We start from the raw sequence: 20,063 nt of genomic DNA, 5'->3' as shown, positions 1-20,063 counted from the left end.
CAACTAAGGACAAAATCATAGGTAGGAGTGCGAAAGAAGCCCACGTAGGAACTTCCTTCACGTTAAGGTGAGCAAGCTGGAGCGGAATGAGATATATGATAATCCACGGCTTTGCCTTTACTCTACACGCACTCATTTTCCCAAATGCTTACAAGATCATTGATTTGAAGCGAAATAACCTTTAGTTCTCCGCCCAGAGTATAGAGTTCTAATCCTCTACTTTCCAAGTCGGGGAAAATCATGTCTGAAACGATTACTTTTCCTTTATTGCCGAAGACCTCGACACTGGACCAATCAACGTAAATGCTCAATTGTATTCGTTCATGCTCTGGCTTCATGGGGGCATTGTGTTTTGCAGCAAAGTCAGGATGGAAATCCGTGTCGTTCGACTTTGTCCGATCAACAAACAACTCCTCTTTCAAGATACTGTATCCGATGATCGTCTCCTGATTGGCAGATGTTCTTACCTTGAACCCGAATTCTTCTGCAGTACCGATTTCAAATTCCGCAATAATTTCAGCCTTTGCAGTAGAAATATCAGATAAGACGTTGATACCTGGCTTGATCGTTAAATCTTGCAGAGACATAATCGGTCTTCTAAGTTGACTTAGCTCATCTATAGGTACTTGAATTAAGCGAATTCCTTCCGGATATGTCTTAAGCAGAATCTCTCGGGGGATGGACATGTGGCCGCGCCATTCCTTTGAAGGAAGAGTGGAGGCATAACGCCAGTTGTTCATCCAGCCGACCCAAATCTTTCGCCCGTCTTCTTTCGGAATATTGTCCCATGTAACAGCCGCGTAAAAGTCAGATCCATAATCTATCCATCTGATAGCATCTTTAGATTCCAACGTATCATCTGGTATGAATGACCTGCCATCAAAGTTTCCTATGAAGTACATCATACCGGAACCGCCAGCCGGTGGTTCTGGATCCTTTGGATTCACACCATTCCGATCCCCGACGCTTAGGATCAGAATCCACTTAGTTACATCAGGTTCCTCATCTACATGAATTTGAAATACCTCAGGACACTCAAATACTCCTCGGTGAATACCAGCAATGTCGGAACCGAATTCGCTTGCATAAGACCATTCCTTAAGATTCGGGGAGATGTAAAATTCGACACGGTCCTTTACAGCAAGAACCATTACCCACATTGAGGATTCTTCATGCCAAAATACCTTCGGATCACGGAAATCTAGCGTTTCCGTTGGGAATAATACAGGGTTACCTTCATATTTTGTCCAGGTTCGTCCCTTATCCCTGCTATAAGCAATGCTTTGCACCTGTGGTTTTCCGTGCTGAGCATTGTTGCCATCATTAGTATATATGGCAACCAATCCTGATCCGTTTTCGTTGAAAAATCCACTTGTATTGTTTTGGTCGACTACCGCACTTCCCGAGAAGATCGCTCCATCTTCACCAGGAAGAATTGCCGGAGGAAGTTCCTCCCAATGCACTAAATCCTTGCTTACCGCATGCCCCCAATGCATGCTGCCAAAATCAGGTTTAGTATCATGAGGCGTATGTTGGTAGAAAAGGTGATATTCTCCTTCATAGTAAACCATACCGTTGGGGTCGTTCATCCAATTTTTCTTAGGCGAATAATGTAACTGGGGCCTGTATCTATTCTCATAAAAAATAACCTCTGATTCTTTTCTACTGCTCATATCTCCTGATAAATGTAATTCATTAATATTAATCACTCTCCATCTGATATTGGAAGATAATTGCTTCGAAGAGTTATAACACTCATCTCTATTAACAAAATAATCCTATAGAGTGCATTTGTCAAAGTTTTTTTCTATTTTATGTACATATTTTAATGTTTGTCAACCCGTTTACTTTACATTTGCACATTTTTCTATAAATTAATTGGAAATATCAGCTTGTTATTAAGTTTATATACTCTTTCGTCTATAATGGATAATCAATTTGTTTACAAATGCACATTAAAAATATAATCTGTAAGCGTTGATCTAGATTAGCGAGCATGCGCTATCTAGCGATCATATTCACAGTAATGCAATGAGCATAGGAAATCTTGTTAGCAATCATATTCGCTGAACCCAGCACTCACGCTTTCTATTATAAGAATGTGTTGAGCAGTGCTACATGACGTGCCCGTGAGTTGAACAAAGACAGCCGATCATGTTGGTCGGCTGCCTCCTCTTTTAACAATGTTAAATTGTCCCTTTAGTGTAACCTTTCAATCACAATTGTCGAACTAGGTGAAACTGATTAATTGAGGTTGAGTTAACGTTAGTCAAATCAAAGTTCAACAGAACGAAATACAGCGTTACTCAGAGACTTTAATTACAATCTTACCAAAAGCTCCACGTCCTAAGTGCTCATAAGCTTTAATGGCTTCATCAAAGGAATAAACCGTGTCGATCACTGGATTAGTATTTAATTCATTAAATGCCTTATTCATTTCATCAAAAGATTTACGATGTCCTACATAGATTCCCTGTACGTGAGCTTGTTTAGCTAACAAAGAGAACAAATTCACTTCTGCTGTCATGCTCTCTAGGAATCCTACAATATAAATATGACCTTGCAGGGCTACCGCATCAATAGAACGATTAATACTGCTCCCGCCAACAACTTCAATAATATGTTGTGCACCTTCACCGTTCGTAAGTTTTAACACTTCTTTCTCCCAATCCGGTGTTTTCACATAGTTAATAATATTTTTAGCTCCAAGTTTACGTACACGTTCGCCTTTCTCATCACTGCTTGTTGTAACAATGACTTTAGCTCCTAGTGCGGAAGCCATCTGGATAGCGAAAATAGATACACCACCCGTCCCCTGAACTAGAACCGTGTCGCCCGCTTTAATCTTTCCATACTCCACTAAAGAAAACCAAACTGTCAGGGCTGCAATAGGAAGTGTAGAAGCTTCTTCGTCCGTCATATTTGATGGGGACATTACCGCTGCATCCTCATCCAAAAGCATATATTCAGCAAGTCCACCGTTGTTTGGTCCGCCAATAGCAGTGGGAGCATAGTCTTGACTTGGTGCACCATCAATCCATTTTGTATATAGATGAGATACAACTCTGTCGCCATCTTTAAATCGAGTTACGTCAGATCCTACGCTTACCACAACCCCGGCAGCATCAGACACGGGTACAAATGGCTTACTCATCAAGTCAGGTAAGTAATCACCGTCCATAATTGATTTATCACGGAAGTTTAGCGAGACTGCTTTCACTTTAACTAAAATTTGTTTGGGGCCTGGCGTGGGAATTTCTAAGTCAACCAATTTTAAATTTTCGAGTCCTACACCTTGTTTTTGCCATGCTTTCATCATTTTTTATCTTTCCTTTCTAATCATTAGTTTATTTGAAGGGAATGAAGTTAAAAACTCTTTCCCTAATTGTTCATTGACTTCCTCAACGGCCGTCTATTGTTTTAAGAACTAATATTACATGATTTAAACCAATTGATTTTAGCTCTTCTAAGTATTTCACCCCCTTTCAAAATATACATACATTAATGTATTGCAAAATATCAATATGTTAATCTAAAAAAATGTACACTTTGCAAATTGTCAAAATGTACTCTGAAGAAATACTGAATTCCTCAGAATTCAGTTTTCTTTTAGGTATTCTTTTTTAAGAATAAACCAATTTGATCAATAGCATCTTCATTTCTTTTGTAATACGTCCACTTTCCTAAACGAGTGGCACTAATTAAACCGGCTCGCTGCAACATCGACAGATATTGAGAGGCTGTAGATTGATTCATCTTTAATTTTTTTGTTATTTGACTTACGCAAACCCCCACATCAACTAAATCAATCCCTTCTTGGGGAGAAAAATTAGCTTTAGGATCTTTCAGCCAATCTAATATCTGAAGACGTGCTTCGTTAGACAATGCTTTGAAGACTTCAATTTGTTCCATTAGCTTATTATATAGTCATATTGTAAAATGTCAATATGTTGTTGTATACCAAGTGGAATTATTCACCTTAGCGACATGTTGTTGAATGCTTTGTTGGGCATTGCAGCTTCTGCTGTGCTAAACAATATCGGTTTCAATTACTTCTGGCACGCCCTTCCGGAATTCAATAACCATACATGACGAGAGTTTTCTCTAGTCCAAACGAAAGAGCCACAGAATGCGTGGCTCTTGTCTCTATTAATATTAGTGTCTGTCACTATTCAGAAAGTGTCGGTGTACCTGGCTCTTCATCTGCAGGCAGCTCAGTAGCAACGGAATGCCGTTCGAACTTCACTGCGTCAACCCTCGTATAGATCATATCTGCAGGAAGCGTTGGCGGATCTACCGTTGTTGGAGTCTCCCTGGTTAAACGAACATACTCGCTGCCGTCTCCCGTAAAGTCGAACGTCCCTAGATCAACCCAACCCGATGGACCGACCGTTGCATCGATATAGGTGACCTCAGTACCCGTCTTATGCTTCACTTCCACTTTGACATGATTATCGTTCGCCGTCGTGTGGACGAGCTTGTAGATCGAGACCGTATATTTCCCCTCTGGAAACTGGCCTTTCCATGTTGCTGATGATCCTTGAACAGTAGTATAACGGGACTTAACCCCAATTTTGTATCCGGCTAAATTGCTTTGGCTCCAAGATCCTTCTGTCGTGTATAACCCCGTTGTATCTGTACTGTCCACGATAACCGTTAGGTCCTTAATCGTTATGTTCAAAGGTGGGGTTGTTAAGGTCACTCCATCAATCGTGACAGTTGCCCATACCTCAATGTGATCCGTTTCCCCATCGAGATGTAGCAGGGTCAACAACCCGCTGCTGTCCACTTCAGCCACATCCGTACGATCAACGAAATACTGCACATTGGCCTGTGTAAGATCACCAATTAAACCGTTATCCAAATAACCGGTTACGCTCAATTGCGCGGTTTGAGTCATCTGCAGTTCGTTCCGATCGGACGAGATCATAGCAGATTCCAATTGTGGTATCCGGTTCGGGTCCACCCACATGATCGCATCGGCAACGACCCTTGATTTGTTGGCCTTGTTGGTTAGTTCCACGAACCCGCTATCGCCTGCAGCAAAAGGATAATCCCCCAGATGCACCCAAGTACCATTCGCTGTTGTCTCATCAACGGTAACCGTCTCGGAGCCCCCGCTATAATAAACGGTAAATGAGGCATTTGTTGCCCAATTTTCACTTGCAGCAGTTATTTGTGGAAGCTTGTAATACACACTGTATGTGACACTTTCCGGCAGCTCAGGCCGCCATCTCATCTTGCTTGTCGCTGTACCGGCCGTCGATTTCGCATATACATAGTTATCGTAGTAATAGTCATTCGCCGTTGTATCCCTTATCCAGACGCCTTCTGTCTCCGCTTCCGTATTATCCACAATAATAGATGAACCATCCTGCCCATCATCGGGTTGGACTGGCGTTTCGGTTACCTGATCCGGTAGATAAAGTGTCCGCTTGCGGGTCTGTTTCCCCTCTGATTCCAAGTAATACGTGAAGGTTTGGGATAAATCGTTCACCCGTATCGACCATTCCATCGGGTATATCGTATCTGGAATCGTTGTATAGGTAGCCCCGCCATCCAAGGAATAATGGATTGTCGCTGGTTTCGTCGTTTTGGCTTGCACATAAGCATCATAAACCGTTTCGTCGGGCTTAACGATCAGCATGCCTTTAACTGCATCGATTGGACTGTGGATATCGAAGAAATAACTTGCATCCGATGTATCAGCCGTTCTAACCTGATGCAGCGGCACATCAATATCGAGACCCTCTACAATAATAGCGGTAATTCCCTTTGCTGAAACCGTCGCTTCAATGGTTCCGCCACGCATAACGGTTTGCTCTGGTGTACCATTGTCGCGGATGATCGTTACGGTATAATCTTGTGCCGGGTTGAATCCAATGATTTGTTCATTCAATTCAATTGGAGTCTGTACTTCATCTGACGATGCGTTGCTCAGCCCAATGTAGAATTTATCCCCACTCTCACCCGTTATCCAGTTCAATTGAGGATGATTGGTCTTAATAATCCCCTTGGGCATCCACAGCCAAACGTCGGAATTACCATAAAATTGACCTGGTTTATTCCCATAAAGATGATATTTGAACCATAAAAAATTCGTTTCAAATACGGAAGGAAACGTAATACTGCCGTTCGATTTCAATGATTGTTCGCTGATCAAATAATCCATCGTTTGCCCGAGCTGCCCCGGTATATGGTGATAATAGATGGATGTTGCCCCGCTAGGGCCTTCCAGAGGAAAATCCGGTTCAAGTTGGCTAACGGCGAAGCCTTTGTAGTAATAACCTGGATAACTGGAATATCGACCAATCACCGCATTATGAGCGATATCCTGCAGCAGTTTATCCCCTGTATAGAGCGACAATCTCAGCATAAAAGGAGCTTCCTGAGCATTCATCCGATAATAGCCGGTTGTACTGCCTGCTTCAAACGTCAATCCGCTCGGTGAAACAAGCCAATGATCCGCTGGTACCCCTCCGGGTACATCTTCCGGGAGCTTGATCCGAGGATATTGAAATTTACCGCTTTCCGGCCAATGGAACGACTCCGCGTAATTATACGTCTCAGGCTGCGGAATCGTAACGTTTCCTTCAGGAACCGGACGAGCAACAAACATGGTTGCATACCGTTTGGCTTCCTTATAGGCAGCATTCAAGTATTTGGGGTCCTGAGTTTCTTCGTAAAGCTCCAAGATCTCCATCCACAGCTTGCTATAATAATAAATGAACTCATTTTTACTCACATCGACGGATGCTGGCGTATCGATATGCTGCGTGATATAGCTGTCGGCCGCATCCTTCGCAGCCTGTAAATATTGGGCATCTCCTGTCATACGATACATCATCAGAGGCTGAATGACAGGGCCCCGATCTTTCTGGTCAGGATCACGTACGAGGTACTCTTCCTGTGCCAGCGCCCCAATTCCTGCCGAAGTGGCCATCATCTGATTGACAGCGGCTACGCTTGAAACATCGAATGGCAGGGTAGCCATTTTCCATAACGAAGGTACGCCGTATACTTTCTTCTGCGTCGGCGACCAACCGATACCATTTCGCGATACGCCATACTGAACGGACGGTAATGCTCTCGTATCGTATAGCTGGTCATCCTCCGTCAAATAGTAAGCTCCCAGAAGAACTGCATTCGAGCTTGTTCGAACGCTATCTTCGTTTTCGATATCAATAAAGCCCTTTGCACGGCTCCACCACCCGCTGGGTGAAGGGACATAATCAACAGAGTCATCCCCTTGCGGCTCTATCTTAAGCAGATCGATCATATTAAACATCGCGTCAGTAAGCGACTGATCGGATACATTTTCCCGGTATGCCGAATAATCGTACTCATTGCGAAGAATATCCGCGTAGGATTCATACAAATTGTTTTTTTGAGCGATTAGCCCCATATGAAATTGATACGTGCTTTCTGCGGTCATTTGCGAATAAGTCCCTAATTGAGGCGCATAGAGGATAGGCTGCACGCTGCCTTCGTTGTTGACTAGGCTCATGCCAAGCCGCTGTTTCGTAACGCCTCCCGTCGGTTCAAATTCAACCGGAAGCTCTTCCGAAGGTACAAATACCCCATACGTCAAAGGATTCCCTGAACCATCATTCTTCTCAACCAGACTCATCGGAGCGCTCAGTTCCCTCAAACTTGTTGATTCTACGGTACCTACCATCTTGGCATGCGACCTGAATCCATTTAACACTTCATTGATGCCGGAGACTACCTCTGTTGTGAAGGACTGATATCCAATCACATAGTTGCCGTCGCGGCGAGGTGTAAACGCAAAGGAAACATCTGGTTTATCCCCTGCCATGGACCAGTTCACTTCAAAATCGTAATCACTCTCATGCGAGGAATCGGTTAATACCGCCGTGTGGTTGTCGGGAAAAGTGATCCCGTCAAATGTAATCCAGCGTTTGTTCATCGTATCGTAGTAATTGGTTCGACTTCCCGCATTCCCATCCAATAAAACCCATTGCTCCTCGAGTCTTTCCGCCACAGTATTTATCGGCATCCAGTTTCCCGTGTCCGTGTTCTTGTAGAACATGTCACGAACGATGGATTTGCCCCCATCCCATGCTGCCTCATAGAAGGTTGCCTTATAGTTATCATTTTCGATGCTGCCTTTTTCCGTGTAACCGAGATTGGATAATGTGCGGCTCCGCAGCGGGGGCAACGGCGGTGCCTGCTGCCGGATATTTCCTTCGAACTTGACTGCATCAGCCCGAGTAATAATTGTACCCGTCGTAGGTTGGGTTCGAGTCAGCCTGACAAATTCGCTATCATCACCACTGAACTCATACTCCCCCAAATCAACCCATCCGACCGATGGACCTGACGAAGGTCTAAGGTCCATAAACTTCACATCCGTAATCCCGTTATGAACAATCTCAATCTTCACATTACTATCTGCTTTATCCGCCCAATCCAGCTTATAGAACGATATTCTCGCCGTCCCTGCTTCCAGGCGTGGATTCCATGTGATGCTTCTATTTACGGCGTCTGTATATTTGGAGCTGGAATTATTGTAACCCTTCACTCCCGCACTTGTGCTCCAATAAGGGGCGGAAAATCCGTTATTAGCGTTGCCGGAATCAACCGTGACGACATTATCAATCGTGAGGCTCCCGTCATCAATGATGATCGTCTTATGCGGCTCTTTCTGCCTTATATTTCCTTCGAACTTGACCGCATCAGCGCGCGTAAGGATCGTGTTCGTCGTACTGGTAGACCGAGTCAATCGAACGAATTCTTCTCCAACTCCGGAAAAATAGTACTCTCCCAAATCAACCCATCCCGCTGGATCACCAGATGAAGGTCTTAGATCCATAAAGACTACATCCGTCGTTCCATTATGAACAATTTCGATTTTTACATTACTATCTGCCTTATCCGCCCAATCCAGCTTATAGAACGAAACTTTCGCCGTTCCTGCTTCCAAACGTGGATTCCATGTTATCGTTCTGCCTGCTGTACTCGTATATTTGGTGCTGGAAAGATCATACCCCTTCACCCCTGTGCTTGTGGTCCAATTTGGAGCTGAATATCCGTTGTTCTCGTTACCCGCATCAGGTGTCACAACATCATTGATCGTGATGCTCCCGTCATCGATGATAATCGTCTGATAAGGTAAGGTCTCCGCATAAGCGGCCCTTATTCCGATCAGGCTGAAAGGAACTACGATCGTCAACATGAAAACGATGAAGAAAAACAGCTTCCTTTTGACCATACAATTCACAGCCTCTCCTTTTAATGACAACGCTTTCATAATGATCTTGCCCTTTGCTCGAATGAGCGTAAAGAAGCAATTAGCCTAACCCTTAGGCCTTCTAGCTAATCCCGCTTCGTCGTTTGTATCATAGCATGTCATATCACCGTGAAATTTCTTTTATTTTAAGCGTTTCTTATAAGATTTTAAGTAAAAAGAAACCTACATCCTCATTGATTGCTCCATTGCAGTCAGATAGGATGTAGGTCTCCCAAGAGAACATGACACATCAATTATAATGGCGGCTGCACCAATAGCAACTTCCCAAGCTGAATGACCGTTTGATCATACCAAGCTGGATGCTCCCGAACATGTTCCATACTTCTTTCATTGCCGCTTGCTTCAAACACGGCTGCTTTGTCTGTCTTTTCGTGATCGATTTCGAAACGAACCGTATGTTTCCCATTCGGTAGCTCCGGCAAGAAAACATACTGATTTCGATTATGATCGTTATAGGGTGTGAATCGATCGACAAGAAAGGGTTCCCCTCCATCCACCGACACCTTCAATCTGCCTGAATCCGGCCCCCCGATATCGAATAACCCGATGTGGGTTCCCTCGAACTCCACCGTGATCGCCTCTCCGGGATCGACTGCCCGCCATAGACCGGGGAACAACCAATCGTACTCGCGTACTAAAGCAAAATTATCTGGGGTCATGTAAGACCATCCTGCCGAAAAAAGAGTAAGACGATCCAGCGGCAGCATGGTCGCATACTCCCAAGGATTGGCCGGGACCAAAGGGTCCTGCGGCAAGTGATGTTCGACTTTTCCCACAAGATCTCGAAGTTCGCTCATTTTCTCAAACGACCGGGTGATGGTATCCGTGTAGATCTGGTGTCCTTCGGGAATAGTGGGATGGATCGAATCATGCGTAAAAATAACGGCTCCGGGAATGGACACGTTTGCCCTTGAGGTGAAAATGAGCTTTCCCTCCGAAACCAATTGACTGACCGCTACGCCCAGATGAATCGAAGGAATGCCGTAATAGTCGGCGACTTCCTCTTGCATAAGAGCGCCCTTTTGGTATTCGCCGGATTGAAATAAAGGCACATCCCGCTCCTTAACCGTATATACGAACAGGATATCGGTAAACCGGCTGTGCTTGCGGATCTGTCGCACAATGCCTTCGATCCGCGCCTTGGATTCGGGAACTCCGCCATCGTTACCGACAAATTCAACAAACACGAGATCAGGCTGATGACGCAGTACATCTGTCTCCACACGGGCGCAACCGAGGTCCGATCCTGTCCCGTCAATACCTGCGTTCACAGAGCGAATATCAGCATTAGGATATTGTCCTCGCAGCCAATCCGCCGTCATGACTCTGTATCCGTCAGAACGCGTATTACTTCCGCCAAAATAAACGATGGTCACGGTTTCTCCATTTTCCAACTTCTGAATGACATTAGGCAGCCCTCTTCGTGGGGAAAATTCCTTCATCGCGATTTCACCTGACCTCACTTAGCGTTTTTAGGAGCAAAACATTTTACAGCAAACACTTCAAAATAAGGCGAACCATAGGTTGCATAAAAATTAAACCGAATTCGGGTTACACTGTTTGCATGCACCTGATGTTTGTTCAACGAAAGATAATTCCCGCGGACTTTAATTTCACTCTCGGTTCCGTCTGCCAAGGTTAAGGTCACATTATAATCTTGGATCAGTGGTTCGATCAGATCGTCGAAATGCTCCAAATTCAGCTGCGAATTGAAAACAAGGTGGATTTCATCCAGATTCTTGGGGCTTGCAAAACCAAATTCCAACCATTCCTGGCCTTCCGTACGTTCAGAGATCCAGACGTTCGGCAGACCATAAGGTCTGGAGAAGCCGTTGGCGACGTTGACGGGATTATACATATCCTGGGATGGTATCAGATCCTTGAAGCAAATGCTCTTATTAAGCTTCTTTAACCTGGACGGCACTTCTGGTCTATAATGAAAGCTGACCGCCCCTGTTATTTTCTCTTCATTACCGTATACGGCAAGGCTCGCCGTACCTTCCAATACGATGTAGATTTTGTCGTCAGCCGGCTTCTTGCAGCTGAGGTCCAGTGTAATCCAGTCATCTTGACCCGCTGAGATAAGCAAGCAGTAATCTTTCAGTTCGCTGGTCGGAATATAGTTTTCCTTCCGATCCCCGCCATACAGCTTTACTTGCAATGTTTCCGATTGCTTGGATCTATTTTTAATTTTGATCTGTACGCTTTCAGCCACGGATGTCTGAATCGGCAAGACCAAACATAACGCTTTGTCCAGGGAGATCTCTTCGGTTGGTTGAAGATTATTGTAGCTTCTCTGAGACGAGGCACGAATCGTTAATCCGTCAGCGTAATAAGGATCCAACGGCTCTTGAAGTCCTACAATCGTTTGCCCGTCTCGAAGCAGCTGCGCTTGAAGCTCACTCATATGGGCTTTGACGATGGTCGCAGGGTCTGTCTCGTATTTTGCGCATAACGCAGCAGCCGTTCCTACCGCCTGCCCCATACAACCACAGGTTGCCATGACCCTTGTAGACCCGAAAGCCACATGGGTAGCGCTTATATTGCGGCCAGCAAACATGAGATTAGGAATATTACGTGAAAATAAGCTGCGGAAAGGGATATTATACAATCCAGGCACGTAATTCCACGCTGTAGCCGGCCCCTCGTCGTAGATACCTTTATTCGCATGCAGATCCATATACCAGCCTCCGACGGATACAGCATCTTCAAAATGAGGCTTTGCTGTGAGATCGTTCTGAGACAGCATGTGCTCCCCTATAAACCGCCTCGACTCCCGTTTTCCCGGAATCGGACATACATAATCCAAGATAAGATTGTCGACATCGTCAAACTCACCGCTATTTTTGATATAATCCCAAATTCCGTACACCAGTTTTCGCAGTTCCAATGCGATGTCTTCATTATTCTTGATAATATCCATATGTCCACCGTATTCCAGCCACCACAGCCCGCCAAGCCCGTTGATTTTCCTTGGAAAAGACCGATGGTTTAATCCTTTTCGGATACTATCGAAAAAGGCCAACTTCGTAATATCATACGCAAAGCCAGGCCTTTTGTAAGGAACGGAATAGTCTACGTCACGGGCTTGAAACAGAATCGTATCACCCATGGTGTAATGATCTGCCACTTCTGGAGCGAGCTGCTCCTGATATTCATGCTTCGCCTCTCTTCCCCATCGGAAGTGAGCACCTGCTTGGTATCCCACAATTCCATCACCGGAGCAATCGATGTAGGTAAGGCTTTCAAAACGAAATTTTCTTTCGGAAGCCAATTGAAGGCCCTCTACCCATTGAATTCTGCCGTTCTCCATGCCCGTTTCATGCACGCATGTATTCAGGAATAGAGAAATGTTGGGTTCATCATAAACCATATCGAGCAAGACCGTATCCGAAAGCGAAAGCATAAGCTTCTTATTGTATAACGGATTATAATGAAAGATTTTCAGTTTGAGTTCTTCTACCACCCCGCCCTCGCGAGCATAGTAGGATGGACTGTTTCCGAGATATGCCGACCCGTTGATATGAACCCTGACCTCGCTGCTCGCATTTCCCCCAAGAACCGGCCGATCATTAATAAGTGAAACCTGCAGTCCTTGGCGTGCGGCGGCAATGGCAGCACATATCCCGGCAATACCTCCGCCTACGACGGTTACATCTGCTTTTATAAGCTCCATTTGGATAACCCCCATGATTAGATGCTTCTATCATGGTAATGGTTTTGGTCTCTTTTTTTTTACAGGATTTCGCGAAAAAATCATACATTTTTAGCATCCTTATCTGGATTCGTAGCGAGTCATTTTTATCCGGTATTGCTTAGGTGTATCCCCCGTATATTCTTTAAATAGTTTGCAAAAGTAACCTTCGTTCACGATGCCTACTTCCTCGCACAATTCCAATAAAGAATAATCCCGTACATTTAACAGCTCCAGAGCTAATTGGATTTTTTTACGATTGATATAGCTGATCACGCCTTCGTTCATTGTTTTCTTGAATAAGCTGCTAAAATACGATGGTGCTAAATTCACTTCCTCGGCAATAGCCTCCAGCGTTAAACGCTGTTTCAGGTTTTTCTCTATAAAATGCATAGCACTCATGATTTCTGCACGATGTAATAGTTGGCCCGCGTGTACGTATTCGAATGTGAAGTCGCCAATATAGGCGAGCTGTTCCTGAAATGCCATAAATTCCATGGGGAATTCTTCTGCTTCTGTGTACAGCTTGTTGCCCGGTTTAAACTTCATGGTAATGTCTCTGTACAAGTCTCTAATCATGGGCACCATGATGGACTTGTGGATTTTATGGTCTGTAACAAATTGGTTCAGATTGGCGAGTGCATTCTCCAACTCTTCTTTGGTAATCTTCCTGTTCACCCATATCAGAAAATCAGCCAGTTTCTGCTGAAAGTCTGCTTTTTTGTCATTGTGGTACTGGAACCGATGCATGGGTGTCTTTACGACTTTCTCTGTATGGTAATAGAAATCCTCACTCACATGTTTTGCTTCCGTGTACGCTTGTTTGATCGATTCCCAGCCTCGATGTGGACCTCCAAAAGCGACGGATACCCTTTGATTCAAATATTGATGCAAATAAGAGACGATCTGCCCTCCCAATGATTGGCAAGCATATTCCGTTTCCATATCACTGCGGTTGTTTTCCCAGGATAGAAAGCCAATAAAACGATGATCTGACAGATCCGCAGCTACGCCATTGCCGCCATTCATCACGGTTTCTTCGATAATATTCGTAATGGCATATTTCAAGATGTTTTGATCAACGGCGGAGTATTCGTTTCGGAAACTTCCATACGTATTCATCTCAACAATGAAGCAGCAATAGTTCGCTTGAAAGAAATGAAACTGCATGCGATTGGCAAAATCAGATGCTCGATGAGAAGGAATTTCACCTCGGATCAGTTCATTAAAAAATTGCTTGCGCACTCTATATTTATTTTCAAGCACCGATACGTTTAACGATTGAAATTCTGCTTCTTTTTTCTTCAACTCATTTAAAATTCCGGCTGCCTTATCCAAAGCTCGAACCAAATCCGCTTCCCTCAGGGGAACCTTTACGATGTACTCTAATACGTTGGCTTGAATTGCTCGTTGGGCGTATTCAAAGGATGAATAGGCGGTCAGAAGTATGTATTGGGTATGAGGTAGCTCCGCCTTGAGCTGCTCAATCATGGAGATTCCATCCATTCGCGGCATAACGATATCGGATATGACGATATCCGGTTTAAGTTTTATGATCTCCTCGATCCCATTCAGCCCATTATTTGCTTTTCCCACTAGAACATATCGCTTATCCCTATGAGAGAGCTCATTAAAAAACAATTCCAATCTTTGAATGATCAGGTCTTCATCGTCAACAATGAAGCAGGTATATTCTCTCATCACTATGCATCTCCTTTTTGCAATTCTGCCGGGAATAAGGCGCGTACACGGGTTATTTCCTTAGAGATGCTGATGATCTGGAGCCCGAATTGATCTCCGTAGTGAAGTCTTATTCGACCATGAATATTATTTAGCCCGATTCTTTTCCTTTTCACTTCCATTTCACTCGGTTCTGAAATTAAAATAGACTTTATTTTATCAGCGGGTATTCCCTCGCCTTGATCAACGACTTCTATGATGACGATACTGTTCTCCTTGTACGCATGAATCGTAATAGGGCCCTCAATTCCCCCTCCGTTATAGCCATGGAAGATACTATTCTCGACAAGAGGTTGCAGCAGCATTCGAAAAACCGGAAAATCCATTAATCCTGATTCGATATGTTCAATCAAGTGGAAGTTTCGGTTATACCGAATGTTCTGGATCTCGATATAGTCGGCTACATTTCGTAATTCCTGGCGAAGGGACACCTTCTCTGAGGCATCGTTTATCCCGTATTCCAATAATGAAATGAGCGACCCGATCACCACATCTACTTTCTCTATTTGTCCGAGACGTATGACATTGCTAATAGAACCAAGCGTGTTATACAGAAAATGAGGGTTAATTTGAGACTGCAGCACTTGGATTTCCAGCTTCCGCTCAAGTTCATTATGAAGTTCCGCTCGCCGAATCAGCTCTACAATCTGCTGCAGCATACGATCGAAAGCTCGTGAAAGATCTCCAAATTCATCGTTTCGGTTAATCGTTATTGTCGTTGTGAGATTACCCTGTTCCACCCGTTTCATTTTTGTTTTGAGCGCATAGAGCGGATTTCTGATATATTTGGCAATCAAAAAAGAAATGAACAAACTTAAGATAAGACCTGCACCCAGAAGTTCGATATAATAGTTTTCCAATCGGGATAAAGCTGCTTTCAATCGTGATTCATCGTTGAGTGAAATCATGGTCCAGTTAAATTTCTCCGTTGGCTTTTTTAAAAGGGAGACCGGAATGCCATCCTTGGTATGCAGTTGAAGGCTTGTTTCTGTCGCATCCAGGATTTGTTCTGCTGATGTCTCTCCTATCGAAAACGTATGATCTTGAATATTCAGTAGTCCTTTATGATCAGAAAATCCAGCAATGATCTTACCCGACGCGGTAATCAGAGCCAGATTCATTTGTTCTTGTTTATTAATCTTGAACAAGGTTTCTTCAATGGCATTTAGATCCAAATCAACCGCAATGGCCATAGGAAACGGAGCGCCGTTCAGATACCGAACCATTGTAACCGTCCAGCCGGAATACTTCGATTTGTAAGGTTCACTAACAAAGGTAGTCCTTCTATTCTTGTCAGCCGCATCAAATAAAGGTGCTCTTTCAGATAAAGGTTCATCGAATATTCGAGTAGGTGTACTTCCACCCAAAATGGATAAATCGCTTTTGATCAAATAAATATTACTGACATAAATACTGTTGAGTTCATACAGCTCCCTTAATTGCTTTTTAATCACTTCGGTATTGTTAATGTTGGCTTTCACTGATGTTTCAACTGAGAAGAGAATCGTCTGGAAGGAGGAAAAATTAACGGTGAAATACTGGTCAACCTTGTCTAGTATTTGATTGGTGTAAAAAATGTCATTGGTTCTTATTTCCTTTTGCACATAGCGATAAGACAATTGGCTTATCAAGATGATGCAGCCTAATACAAAGGCAAACACGATCAAAAATAATTTTAAAGGCAAGCTGATTCTTCTTCGCATCCATCATCTTCCTTTTAGTTCCGTTTTAAACTAAGAATAGCATATGCTAATAAAGAGAGGGGCTACGAATAGCCACTCTCTCTTCGTTTATTTTACTTGATAAGGCCGGCTTCTTTAAATTGCTGGATTGCGGTTTCCTTATATTTCTGCATGTCAAACTTGGTATCCAGCGTCTGGAGGAAATTGTCCCAGTTGGATAGAGGCTCTTTGCCCGTCATGAATTTAACTAAGCTTTCATTAATGAAACGAGTGCGGTCAGCATCCAAGGTATCGCTAGGGTCTGGGGTCAATAAATTTCCGGGCAACGTTGGCCCCACATATTGCTGATTGTCCTTGAAAGCTTCCGCTGTCTTCGGATTCTGGAAACTGAAGTACTCTGCATCATCACCACGGCGTGGCATTCTATAATGATCAACCCACAGGTACTTTTCTTTCATTTCTTTTGATAACTCGGAGGTTTTGTTCTTGATCTTGCCGTCTACGACATCCCAATGGATGCCTTTGATTCCGTATGCAAAGTTTGGATAAGCTTCTTCATCCGTAAAGAGATAATTTAGCATGGACAAGATCCGAATGATTTTGTCCTCGTCCGCTTTTGCGGATATGGCCCATGAATTGCCCTGGAATGATTTTCTCTCTACAATTTGATCCCCGTAAGGACCTTTCATCGGAGGGATAACGATCCATTCCGGTACCTCTCCACTAATTTCTTTCATTTTCTGTTGATAATCCGGCTCCAGTCTACGAGCATCTCTGATCATGAAGCCAACTTTACCCTTAAACATCTTTTGGTCCAACAGATCAGGCGAATTCATCGTCACCCAGTCCGGGTCAACCACCTTGGCTGCCATCATTTTATTAATGTAAGCAAGCGCTTCTTTCATTTTGGGATCGATAAACAGAAATACTGGTTCATTATCTTTTATCTCAACAGCCGAAGGAGGATTGACGCCAAACATCCACATCAAGCTATCGAAGCCGTAAGTTTGCAGATTGCCTTCTTTATTCATACCGCCGATGAATCCGTACGTATCGTTTTTACCATTCCCGTCCGGGTCTTTCTCTGTAAAGGCTTTCATAACTTCGAACAGCTCGTCAGGTGTCGTTGGTACTTCCATATTCAGCTTTTTCAGCCAATCGTTGCGGATGAAGAAGCTTCGACTGATACCGTTTACATTATCATAGCCTGGAACTCCAATGGTTTTTCCTTGATAGGACATCGCCTCCCAGGAGTCGTTGCCAAACCGTTTCTGTAGTTCAGGGAATTGGTCCATATACGGTGTCATATCCGCAAGAACACCTTGGTCGTAATATTGCGCGAGATCAGCACGGCTCTTCAAGAAGATCAAGTCTGGAATATCCCCGCCTGCAATGAGTGTATTCAGTTTGGTTGTTGCTTGACCCGCTTGAGGAATCATCATATCCAAGTCGATGTTCATCTCTTCTTCCAACATTTGGCGTTGAATATCTTCTTCACGTGGAGGTACCGGAGCAGCAGCATTAAAAGTGCCTTGGTTAAACATTGAGATTTTCATTTTGGTTGCAAACTGGCCAGACTCGCCTTGCGAACTACTCGAAGTTGTCGATGTAACTTCTTCATTTCCCCCACATCCTGACAAAAGCGTTCCCAGTCCTAAGATTGCCGACAAAATAGCAAATGAAATCTTCTTACGCTGCATATTGACCTCTCCTTTGCTTGTATATTATCACGGTTTCCCCGTAATAAGTTAGTTAGTTTGGAACACCTTTTAACCTTTAACGGATCCCAGGAGTACACCTTTGGTAAAATGCTTTTGCAAAAACGGATAAACGATCAATATCGGGACCGTAGTTACGACAACTGTAGCCATTTGTACAGCGAACGTACTGACTGCTCCGGAATTGGCGAGCGAATCAGCGCTTTGAGTTGCGACGTTAAGCAGGATGTTGCGCAAAATAACTTGAAGTGGCATGTAATTGGTATCATTGATATAAACAATGGCATCAAAATAACTGTTCCAATGCCCGACTGCGTAAAATAAGGAGATTGTAGAAATTACAGGCAAAGAAAGGGGCAAAATGATCCGCCATAACGTTTGAAGCTCACTTGCACCATCTACTCTCGCTGATTCCTCGATTTCACCAGGCAATTGTTCAAAAAAGCCTTTAATGATCACCAGATTAAATGCACTAATGAGATTTGGAATAATCAATACCCAAGGACTGTTTAACAATCCCAGAGAGCGGATTAGTAAATATGTCGGAATTAACCCCCCACTGAACATCATGGTAAACACAATGAAGAGTAAAAACGGACTTCTTCCGGGCAAATATTTTTTGGATAGCGGGTAGGCCGCGATTACCGTAAAAAATACATTTAACGCAGTCCCTACAATCGTTCGGAACAACGTAATTTTATACGCCTGCCAGATCCCATGAGAAATGAATACTTCCTTATAGGCCAGAAAGGTAAAGGATTCTGGTATAATGACAATCCCTCTTCTTAATACTTCCGATTCTGGTGTTACGGAGACAGCAACCACATATAGGAAGGGCAGCACGCACAGTAGGGATAACAAAATAAGAATCACATAAACGACGGTTTGCCAGACTTTTTCCCCGATTGTCATATGGATCATTCTAAAGACCACCTCACCAGATTTGCCCATCGAATTTTTTGGCGAGCTTATTCGCTGCCAACACTAAAGCAAATCCGATGACAGCTTTAAACAACCCTACAGCAGTAGCCAAACCAATCTTGAGACGTTCCAACCCTTCACGGTATACCCATGTGTCGATTATGTCGATCTTTTCCTGGTTAAAGGTGTTGGCAAACATGAATATTTGGTCAAAGCCCGCATCCAGAATATGGCTTAATTTGAGGATCAGCATCAGAATAATAACGCCTCGAATGCCGGGTAAAGTGATATGCCAGAGTTGTCTCCATTTGGAAGCGCCATCCATTCGAGCCGCTTCATACAAGCTTGGATCAATTCCTGCTAATGCCGCAAGGTACAATATCGCCCCCCATCCAATATCCTTCCATACTTCAGATAAAATGATCAGCAATCTGCCCCAGGCAGGTTCCGTTAGAAACGAGATGGGTTCAATACCAACGTCCTTTAAAATCATGTTAAAGAGACCTTCCCCTGGGGCTAGTAATGCCACCATAATTCCATAAACAATGACCCAGGACAGAAAATGAGGCAAATAAGTGATCGTTTGTACAATTTTCTTAAACCATTGTGAATACACTTCATTGAGGAGTAAAGCAAGTACGATGGGAGCGGAGAAACCGAACAATAGCTTATACAGTGATATAACAATCGTATTTCTCATGATGTCCCAGAAATAAACGCCGTTCATAAAATCCGTAAAATTTTTGAATCCCACCCAGGGGCTATCCCATAGTCCCAAAGCCAGGTTGTAGTTTTTAAAAGCAATCATGATTCCCGCCATAGGAATGTATTTGAATACGGCAAAGTATATTAGGGCCGGTAATAAAAGAGCATACATCACTTTGTGCTTTTGTATCGTCCTTATCCATGACTTCCGCTTTTTGGAGAGGGGAATGGCGTCCGCTGTCAATTTCGCTTGCATATCATCACCTCATCTTTATTTGTAGTTGTATAATAGCATCCTCCTATCGGATAAAATTCTGAAATCTCACGAA

11 protein-coding genes are annotated in these 20,063 nt (G+C 43.7%); all 11 read right to left on the bottom strand.

Annotated elements, in window-relative coordinates:
- Positions 1-122: 122 nt before the first annotated feature.
- The gene (locus tag WFI24_RS01070) at positions 123-1,709 is read right to left on the bottom strand and encodes a glycoside hydrolase family 32 protein (protein WP_336758097.1); all 1,587 of its coding nucleotides are present in this window, start codon (positions 1,707-1,709) and stop codon (positions 123-125) included.
- Positions 1,710-2,302: 593 nt separating this feature from the next.
- Entirely contained in the window at positions 2,303-3,319 is a 1,017-nt protein-coding gene (locus WFI24_RS01065; protein ID WP_336758096.1) for a zinc-dependent alcohol dehydrogenase family protein, read from the bottom strand.
- Positions 3,320-3,609: 290 nt separating this feature from the next.
- Positions 3,610-3,912 carry an ArsR/SmtB family transcription factor gene (locus WFI24_RS01060; protein ID WP_145325419.1) on the bottom strand — a complete coding sequence of 101 codons (303 nt, stop codon included), beginning with the start codon at positions 3,910-3,912 and terminating at the stop codon, positions 3,610-3,612.
- 256 nt (positions 3,913-4,168) lie between these two features.
- Complete coding sequence (locus tag WFI24_RS01055) at positions 4,169-9,235, bottom strand: golvesin C-terminal-like domain-containing protein (protein WP_336758093.1); 5,067 nt, start codon at positions 9,233-9,235, stop codon at positions 4,169-4,171.
- Positions 9,236-9,507: 272 nt separating this feature from the next.
- Entirely contained in the window at positions 9,508-10,716 is a 1,209-nt protein-coding gene (locus WFI24_RS01050) for a GDSL-type esterase/lipase family protein (RefSeq protein WP_336758091.1), read from the bottom strand.
- Between the two features lie 17 nt (positions 10,717-10,733).
- On the bottom strand, positions 10,734-12,950 hold the full coding sequence (locus tag WFI24_RS01045; protein WP_336758089.1) for an FAD-dependent oxidoreductase: 2,217 nt from the start codon (positions 12,948-12,950) through the stop codon (positions 10,734-10,736).
- Positions 12,951-13,049: 99 nt separating this feature from the next.
- Entirely contained in the window at positions 13,050-14,669 is a 1,620-nt protein-coding gene (locus tag WFI24_RS01040) for a response regulator transcription factor (protein ID WP_336758087.1), read from the bottom strand.
- Between the two features lie 2 nt (positions 14,670-14,671).
- Entirely contained in the window at positions 14,672-16,411 is a 1,740-nt protein-coding gene (locus tag WFI24_RS01035; RefSeq protein ID WP_336758086.1) for a sensor histidine kinase, read from the bottom strand.
- A 92-nt stretch (positions 16,412-16,503) separates the two neighbouring features.
- Complete coding sequence (locus tag WFI24_RS01030; RefSeq protein WP_336758084.1) at positions 16,504-18,090, bottom strand: extracellular solute-binding protein; 1,587 nt, start codon at positions 18,088-18,090, stop codon at positions 16,504-16,506.
- A gap of 69 nt (positions 18,091-18,159) precedes the next feature.
- Positions 18,160-19,029, bottom strand: coding sequence for a carbohydrate ABC transporter permease (locus WFI24_RS01025; protein ID WP_336758083.1), 870 nt, complete (start codon positions 19,027-19,029; stop codon positions 18,160-18,162).
- Positions 19,030-19,042: 13 nt separating this feature from the next.
- Entirely contained in the window at positions 19,043-19,990 is a 948-nt protein-coding gene (locus WFI24_RS01020) for an ABC transporter permease (RefSeq protein ID WP_336758081.1), read from the bottom strand.
- Positions 19,991-20,063: the final 73 nt, after the last annotated feature.

The sequence above is a fragment of the Paenibacillus sp. USHLN196 genome (assembly GCF_037144955.1).
Classification (GTDB): Bacteria; Bacillota; Bacilli; order Paenibacillales; family Paenibacillaceae; genus Paenibacillus; species Paenibacillus xylanexedens_C.
The sequence above is the reverse complement of the archived record's forward strand: the minus strand, read 5'-3'. Positions and strand labels throughout refer to the sequence as shown.